The sequence below is a fragment of the Frankiales bacterium genome (genome assembly GCA_016125335.1).
Taxonomy (GTDB): domain Bacteria; phylum Actinomycetota; class Actinomycetes; order S36-B12; family CAIYMF01; genus Longivirga.
In genome coordinates, this window is record WGLY01000038.1 from 20,362 (window position 1) to 27,274 (window position 6,913).

General features: G+C 67.7%; 8 protein-coding genes. All 8 read left to right on the top strand.

Features of this window, described 5'->3' with window-relative positions; all coding sequences use genetic code 11:
• Nucleotides 1–144 precede the first annotated feature (144 nt).
• The 8 genes from GC157_17750 to GC157_17785 all read left to right on the top strand — a co-directional run bounded on the left by GC157_17750 (nt 145) and on the right by GC157_17785 (nt 6,669).
• Nucleotides 145–1,620, top strand: a complete 1,476-nt coding sequence (locus GC157_17750; GenBank protein MBI1379300.1) for a multicopper oxidase domain-containing protein — start codon at nt 145–147, stop codon at nt 1,618–1,620.
• Between the two features lie 70 nt (nt 1,621–1,690).
• On the top strand, nt 1,691–2,290 hold the full coding sequence (locus GC157_17755; GenBank protein MBI1379301.1) for a DUF305 domain-containing protein: 600 nt from the start codon (nt 1,691–1,693) through the stop codon (nt 2,288–2,290).
• Between the two features lie 47 nt (nt 2,291–2,337).
• A complete protein-coding gene (locus tag GC157_17760; GenBank protein ID MBI1379302.1) occupies nt 2,338–3,219 on the top strand; it encodes a hypothetical protein in 882 nt (293 codons plus the stop codon).
• A gap of 421 nt (nt 3,220–3,640) precedes the next feature.
• Nucleotides 3,641–3,916, top strand: a complete 276-nt coding sequence (locus tag GC157_17765; GenBank protein ID MBI1379303.1) for an SHOCT domain-containing protein — start codon at nt 3,641–3,643, stop codon at nt 3,914–3,916.
• A 20-nt stretch (nt 3,917–3,936) separates the two neighbouring features.
• A complete protein-coding gene (locus GC157_17770; protein MBI1379304.1) occupies nt 3,937–4,326 on the top strand; it encodes a hypothetical protein in 390 nt (129 codons plus the stop codon).
• Nucleotides 4,323–5,027 carry a response regulator gene (locus GC157_17775; protein ID MBI1379305.1) on the top strand — a complete coding sequence of 235 codons (705 nt, stop codon included), beginning with the start codon at nt 4,323–4,325 and terminating at the stop codon, nt 5,025–5,027. Before GC157_17770 ends, GC157_17775 begins: the two co-directional genes overlap by 4 nt.
• On the top strand, nt 5,024–6,118 hold the full coding sequence (locus GC157_17780) for a HAMP domain-containing protein (protein MBI1379306.1): 1,095 nt from the start codon (nt 5,024–5,026) through the stop codon (nt 6,116–6,118). The genes GC157_17775 and GC157_17780 overlap by 4 nt, the downstream gene beginning before the upstream one ends.
• Nucleotides 6,119–6,276: 158 nt before the next feature.
• A complete protein-coding gene (locus GC157_17785; GenBank protein MBI1379307.1) occupies nt 6,277–6,669 on the top strand; it encodes a helix-turn-helix domain-containing protein in 393 nt (130 codons plus the stop codon).
• Nucleotides 6,670–6,913 lie beyond the last annotated feature (244 nt).

Sequence of the window (6,913 nt, forward strand, 5' to 3'; positions counted from 1 at the left end):
GTCGCTGGTTTCCAGCCGGCGCGAGATGGCCGCACCTTCACAGAATCTTCATGGAACGACCGCAGGGTCGCCAGATCGACCATCGAGACTTTGTCCTGAGGCCAACGCTCGGGTGGCCCCGTTACGAGAAAGGCGCTTGAGGCCATGTCGCTGTCCCGCCGCCAGTTCCTCGTGGGGACGTTCGGCGTCGGCGCTGTCGCCGGCCTTGCTGCCTGCGGCCGCGCAACGGGGGGCATCCCGTCCACAAACCCTTCGGCCGTGGCGTCGGCGGAAGCCACTCGCACGGCGAACGGTCGGACACGAGCGCTGTCGTTGACCGCCCGGCAGGTGCAGTGGGATCTGGGCGGGCGGGTCGTGTCCACGTGGGCCTACGGCGACACGGTGCCGGGGGCCGGGCTGCACGCCACCGCGGGAGACCGGGTGCGGATCGCGTTCCGCAATGATTTGCCATCGGCGACGAGCGTGCACTGGCATGGGCTGGCGATCCGCAACGACATGGACGGGGTTCCCGGGGTCACCACCCCGGAGATCGCGGCCGGCGGGTCATTTGACTACGACTTCACCATCCCCGACCCGGGCACGCACTGGTTCCACCCGCACACCGGGCTGCAGCTCGACCGGGGCTTGTACGCGCCGTTCATCGTCGACGACCCGCACGAGAACGGCGCTTACGACGCCGAGTGGATCATCGTGCTCGATGACTGGACCGACGGCGTCGGCCCGTCACCCGAGGACATCTACGCCGCGTTGACCAAGGACAACGGGTCCGGCGGCGGCATGATGGGGATGGGCTCCGGGTCCGGGATGGGGTCGGGGATGATGGGGATGGACGGCGGCGACGTCAACTACCCCCTCTACCTCGTCAACGGGAAGGCCGCGAGCGACCCGGACGTGCTCACCGCCAAGCCCGGCCAGCGGGTCCGCATTCGCATCATCAATGCCTCCGCAGACACCATCTACTCGGTAGCGCTCGCCGGACACCGGCTGTCGGTCACCCACACCGACGGCTACCCCGTCCAGCCGGTCACCACCGCAGCGATCCGCATCGGCATGGGCGAGCGGTACGACGCCATCACAACCCTCCACGACGGGATATTCCCGCTGGTCGCCGAGCCGGTCGGCAAGATAGGTCTCGCGCACGCCCTGATTCGCACGGGGAAGGGCGCCGCACCCCCTAGCGGGTACCGGCCGGCAGAGCTCGACAGCTTCCCGGTGACCGCCGACGTGCTCGCCGTCGCCCCCGGCCACGCACTGCCCCAGGCCGATCCGGACACCACGCAAGACATCGTCCTGTCGGGGTCGATGAGCCCCTACGTGTGGACCATCAACGGGAACACCTACGACAACACCGAACCTCTGACCATCACTCACGGACAGACCGGACGGTTCCGGATCCGGAACATGTCGATGATGCCCCACCCGCTCCACGTTCACGGCCATACGTTCCAGGTCGGCGCCGCGGGAGGGACCGGCGCGCGCAAGGACACCATCCTCGTTCCCGCGATGGGCGGGGTGTCGGTCGATCTGCTGGGGGACAACCCCGGCTCGTGGATGGTCCACTGCCACAACGCCTATCACGCCGAGGCAGGGATGATGACCCGCCTCGACTACACCACCTGATCCCACCCGAGTTCACGGCATCACCCCAACCCGCGCACCCGACGTCGTTCACCCACAGGAGAAGCACCTCATGCGAACCCGTCCCCTCGTCGTCACCGGCTTCGCGGTTGCGCCGGTCATGGCCTTCTCCGCCTGCGGTACCAGCAGCGGCAGCGCAGCGCCCTCGACCTCGTCGACCTCGATGATGCCCGGAGCCGCCAGCGATATCGCTTTCGCCCAAGCGATGATCGCTCACCAGCAGCAGTGCGTGGTGACTGCCGACGTCGCGCTCGCGCAGGCATCCAGCCCCAACATGAAGGACCTCGCCACTCGCATCAAGACCGCGCACGCACCGGAGATCGCGACCGTGATCGCCTGGCTGAGGGGGTGGGACCAGCCCACGACGATGGCGTCCAGCAGCGACGGCAGCATGGGCGGCATGGACACATGCTCGGCCACCCAGAGCGGGATGATGAGCGACCAGGACAGGATGGCCTTGAAGGCGGCCACAGGCTCCCGGTTCGATCAGACGTGGCTACACATGATGATCACGCATCATGAGGGCGCGATCGCGATGGCCCAGCAAGTCCACGACAGCATCAACCCCGCCGTCAAGGCGCTTGCCGACGGAAGCGCCTTGACGCACCCCAGCGAGGCCGATGCCACGCGAACCATGCTGGCGGGCCAGTGAACACCCCGTGGGGCGCAACCCTGAGGACAGGCCACCGCAATTCTGCCGTGGTCGCCCTCGGCGCGATCGCCGGCGTACTCCTGCTCGCCGGATGCTCGACAACATCGGCACCCAGCGCGGCATCAGCGAGCACGGGGAGAGCGGCGACCGTGTACACGCCGAACGCGGGAGTCACGGACGAGACCCGCGTCCTGCCCGCCGGCGTCGACCAAGTGCACGCCCTGGCCGTCACACGAGACGGGCAGGTCTTCGCGGCCACAAATGTCGGCCTATTCGCCGTTTCGCCCACAGCAGCGCGCCGGATCGGAACTGACGTTTCGGACCTGACCAGTCTCGCCGTCGACAGCACAGGCGTGTTCTACAGCTCCGGGCATGCCGCAACATCGGTGGGACGAGGCCCGGCGGTCGGGCTTCTCCAGTCACGCGACGGGGGCCTGACCTGGCAGTCGGTAAAGGGTGCCGACGCAGACGACTTCCACGCGCTGACCGCGCGCGGCAACACCATCATCGGGGAAAGCGCCGGCCAGCTCTGGGTGTCCATCGACAGTGGTCAGAAGTGGCAGCGGACCGGCCGCTCCGCCGCGGGGTCCCTCACCCTGGACAGTCGCGACCTGTGGATCACCGGCACGGACGGGTTGGAGCGAGCGCACGTCGACGGCACCGGTGCCGAGATCGTGCAGGATGCACCCCGTCTGAGATTGGGATCGCTGGCCGCCGACAAATCGGTGTGGGGCGTCGACACTAGCGGCACCGTCTGGACTCGTGACCAGCACCAGCACTGGCACGACGTAGGCACCCTCTCCCCCGAAGTCACCGCCGTTGGGATCACGGGCATCGACGGCCGACACGCGGCGATTGCCTCCAATGCAGGCATCACCTGGGTCAGCATCACCGATCCGGCAACGCTGCCGACGATGACATTCGCCTGACGCCTTCATCGACCTTGCGCGGAATCCCCGAATCCTCACCTGGTTCCCGTGACGCCGGTCCCGAGACCGCTGACGGCGCAGGGACCCAACGAGACCACCCGGGCACTGCGACGATCACGGACCGGCACCGACAAACGGGCGCCACGTGGGCGCCGCAGAGAGTCCGGGGCACGACAACGAGTCAGTGCCCCACTCTGGGGGCGCGGGGCGGGGTGTCCGGGCGAACATGCTGGCGGCCTGTCGGGCGACCAGTTCGATTCTCGCTCGTTCCGCCGGATTCCAGCGGTGTGTGCTCCGGCGGGGTGCGACGTCCGCACGCGGTTCTACTCGGAATCTCAACAGTTGCCAACGCAGATCCTTCACAAAGGTTTGCCATCGTGGACCTCGTCGGGATGACCCGCTGGCGCCTGAGGAGGCAGTGATGATGAACTGGTACGGCAACGGAATGGGTGGCGGGAGCGGCTTCTGGCTGCTCATGATGCTGTTCTGGGTCGTGCTCCTCGCCGTGATCGTGTTCGCCGTGATCCGCCTGTTGCCCGGCAACGGCCGCGCCGACGCCGCGGGGTCTGCGGTGCCAGCCCCCGGAGTGGAGTCCCCGGACCAGATCCTCGACCGCATGTTCGCCACCGGCGAGATCGACGAACAGACATATCGCGCCCGGCGCAGCGCGCTGATGCAGATGCGCAAGCCGTCGTGATCCCCTCCAGGCGCGCCTACGTGGTCGTCCTGGTCGCCGCCGTGCTCGCCCTGCTCGGATCCGCCGCCGCTGCCTTCGCGTACCAGTCGCACCGGTCGGACACCACGGTGGCAGTGTCCCCGGGCTGGGGCAGCGGCATGATGGATGGCGACATGATGGGCGGCTATGACGAGGGCGCTGACAACGGCAATGCGACCGTCGACTCAGACCAAGCTCAGTCTTTGGCGCAGGCGTGGGTGGACAAGAACGCCGCCGGCGCCACCCTGGACGGCCCGGTGGCTATGCCCATGGGATACCTCTTCACACTCACCCGCGACGACGCCATTGTCGCCCAGATCGTAGTGAACTCCCGGTCCGGCGCGATCACGGTCCGCACGTGGCCGACCCCGTCTGCGACGGCGACGGGCTGATCGTGGCCGCGTCACCTGCACCGCCGGCCCCGCTGGCCCTGGTTGTCGAGGACGAGGACCAGATCCGCCAGGTCGTTGCCGCCTACCTCGAGCGCGACGGTTTCACCGTGATCCAGGCCGCCGACGGCCTCGACGCAGTGACCCAGGCGGAGCAGCAGCAACCCGACGTGATCGTCCTCGACCTCATGCTGCCAGGTCTCGACGGCGTCGAAGTCTGCCGTCGCATCAGGACGTTCTCCGACACGTACATCGTCATGGTCACCGCACGAACCGAGGAGGTCGATACTCTGATCGGCCTGTCGGTAGGCGCCGACGACTACATGACCAAACCCTTCAGCCCCCGCGAGCTCGTGGCACGGATCCGCACGATCATGCGACGCCCACGCAACCAGCCACAACCCGGACGCCGCTGCGGGGGGCTCATAATCGACCCCGACGCGCGTCAAGTCACCCTAGACGGAGAGCTCGTCGACCTCACCCGCACCGAGTTCGACATCCTCGACGTGCTATCCGCGAACCCCCGCCATGTCCATCCTCGCGAAAGGCTGGTCGACGACGTCTGGGGACCGGGTTGGGTGGGCGACCCGCGGCTGGTCGACGTGCACGTCTCCCACATTCGCGCGAAGCTCGGCGACGACATCAGCGACCCGAGGTTCATCGTCACGGTCCGCGGTGTTGGTTTCCGGATGGGCACCGGATGAACGCACGTACCCCGGGCATTCGACTCGGAATTCGGCTACTGCTGGCGATGAGCCTGGTCGTCGTGGCCGGCGCCGGCACCCTGCTCGTCGTGTCGCTACTCACCGCCCCCGGCGTCTTCCAACGCCACCTGTCCGAAGCGGGCGTCCACCTCTCCGACGACGTCACGATGCACGTCGACGAAGGCTTCGCGACCGCCTTGCTGGTCTCCATCACCGCAGGGGTCCTGGCAGCCGTGGCCGTTGCAGCGATCGTGTCGGGCATCGTCGCCGGACGAGTCACCGCACCCATCCAGCAGATCGCCGTTGCCACGGCCAACCTCGCCGCCGGTGACTACTCGTCACGGGTGCAGCAGCCTCGCCTAGGCCCGGAGCTGGAGACCCTCGCGGAGTCCGTCAACGCCTTGGCGCAACGACTCGAGGACAATGAGGCCAGACGCGAGCAGCTGGTCACCGACCTGGCGCACGAGCTCCGAACACCGATCACCGCCATAACCAGCACCGTGGAGGCCATCCACGACGGAGTCCTGCCCGCCGACGACGCCGTCCTCGATGCCCTCGCGAGCCAAAGCGGTCGGCTCGCCCGCCTCGTCGACGACCTCTCCGCCATCTCGCGCGCAGATGAGCACGCCTTCACCATCCGACCACAACCGATCGACCTCGCCGACGCCGCGCGCGCTGCGATACATCACAACCACGTGCGCTTCGCCGCCGCCCGCGTAGGGCTGCACACCGTGGCCCCCAATCCCGTGCCGGTGGTGGCTGACGCAGACCGCTGTGTCGAGATCATCGACCAACTCCTCGAAAATGCACTACGTCACACCCGCCCCGGCGACGACGTCTCACTGTCCGTCGACACGCTGAAGGCATCAGGACGAGTCCGCGTCACCGACACAGGCGACGGGTTCCCGCCCGGCGAGGCAGAACTGATCTTCGAGCGATTCCACCGCGGGTCCGCGAGTCCCGGGCACGGCGTAGGGTTGACCATTGCACGGTCCCTGGCCAACGCCCAAGACGGCAGTCTCGACGCCGTCAGCCCAGGCCCCGGACTAGGAGCTACATTCACGCTTTCTCTCCCACGTCGGGAGCTCTGAGTCAGCATCCCGGTCAAGGGAAGACCGCGAGGTCGACCGCGGTCCGTCTCTGGAGCCGATGGATCTCCGGCCAGTCGAATGTCGTCAACCTTCGCCGAGCCCGGCAACCCTCTCGATCCCGGCATTTCGTCGTGCACGCTGTGCCCGGTGCGCGTGGGATGGGGAGGATCGTGCTTGAGGTAACCCTACCGTGCCCGGAAGTTGTGCCCTCTGCTGTGGCGACCCCTATGTCGCGACGTAGGACTGCACACCTCCCGGTAGGCCGCTGCAATAGTCGGTGGCACACAACGGAAGGCGTGATGATGGATCGTGAGGAACTGGCCGGGTTGCCGGCCTTGCTGGATGTGCCTGAGGCCGCGCGTGTCCTGGGGATCGGTCGCTCGTTGGCGTACGAGCTGGTGCGTCGCGGGGAGTGGCCGACTGCAGTTCTGCGGGTCGGTCGGTTGATCAAGATCCCCAGCGGCCCGCTCGTGCGGCTCGTCGAGAACGGCGTGGAGACTGCTACGGCGAGTGCGTCTGCCGTAAGCGCGCTTAGTCCGTACCGTCCCTGAACAGGGACGGTACGGACTGCGCCTTGATGCGTCGGAGCGCGGCGAGGGCCGTGTCGTCGGCGTTGGGCAGCGGCCGCGAACGCGAGCGCTCAGACCGGTCAGGGAGTTGCACAATGCCCCCGCGGCCGTCGCTCAAGCGCGCCCAGAAGGGGCGGGGTGACCACCCCGCTCACCCATCTGGCTGCCCCGCGTCGCCGGTCTCGACGAGCCCTGTCCGCCTGGAGGCGTCCGAGATAGTGACTGC

Bases quoted from the DNA above. Each gene is read 5' to 3' on its own strand.
- GC157_17750 (MBI1379300.1), top strand. From the start codon at position 145: ATGTCGCTGTCCCGCCGCCAGTTCCTCGTGGGGACGTTCGGCGTCGGC.
- GC157_17755 (MBI1379301.1), top strand. From the start codon at position 1,691: ATGCGAACCCGTCCCCTCGTCGTCACCGGCTTCGCGGTTGCGCCGGTC.
- GC157_17765 (MBI1379303.1), top strand. From the start codon at position 3,641: ATGATGAACTGGTACGGCAACGGAATGGGTGGCGGGAGCGGCTTCTGG.
- GC157_17780 (MBI1379306.1), top strand. From the start codon at position 5,024: ATGAACGCACGTACCCCGGGCATTCGACTCGGAATTCGGCTACTGCTG.
- GC157_17785 (MBI1379307.1), top strand. From the start codon at position 6,277: ATGGGGAGGATCGTGCTTGAGGTAACCCTACCGTGCCCGGAAGTTGTG.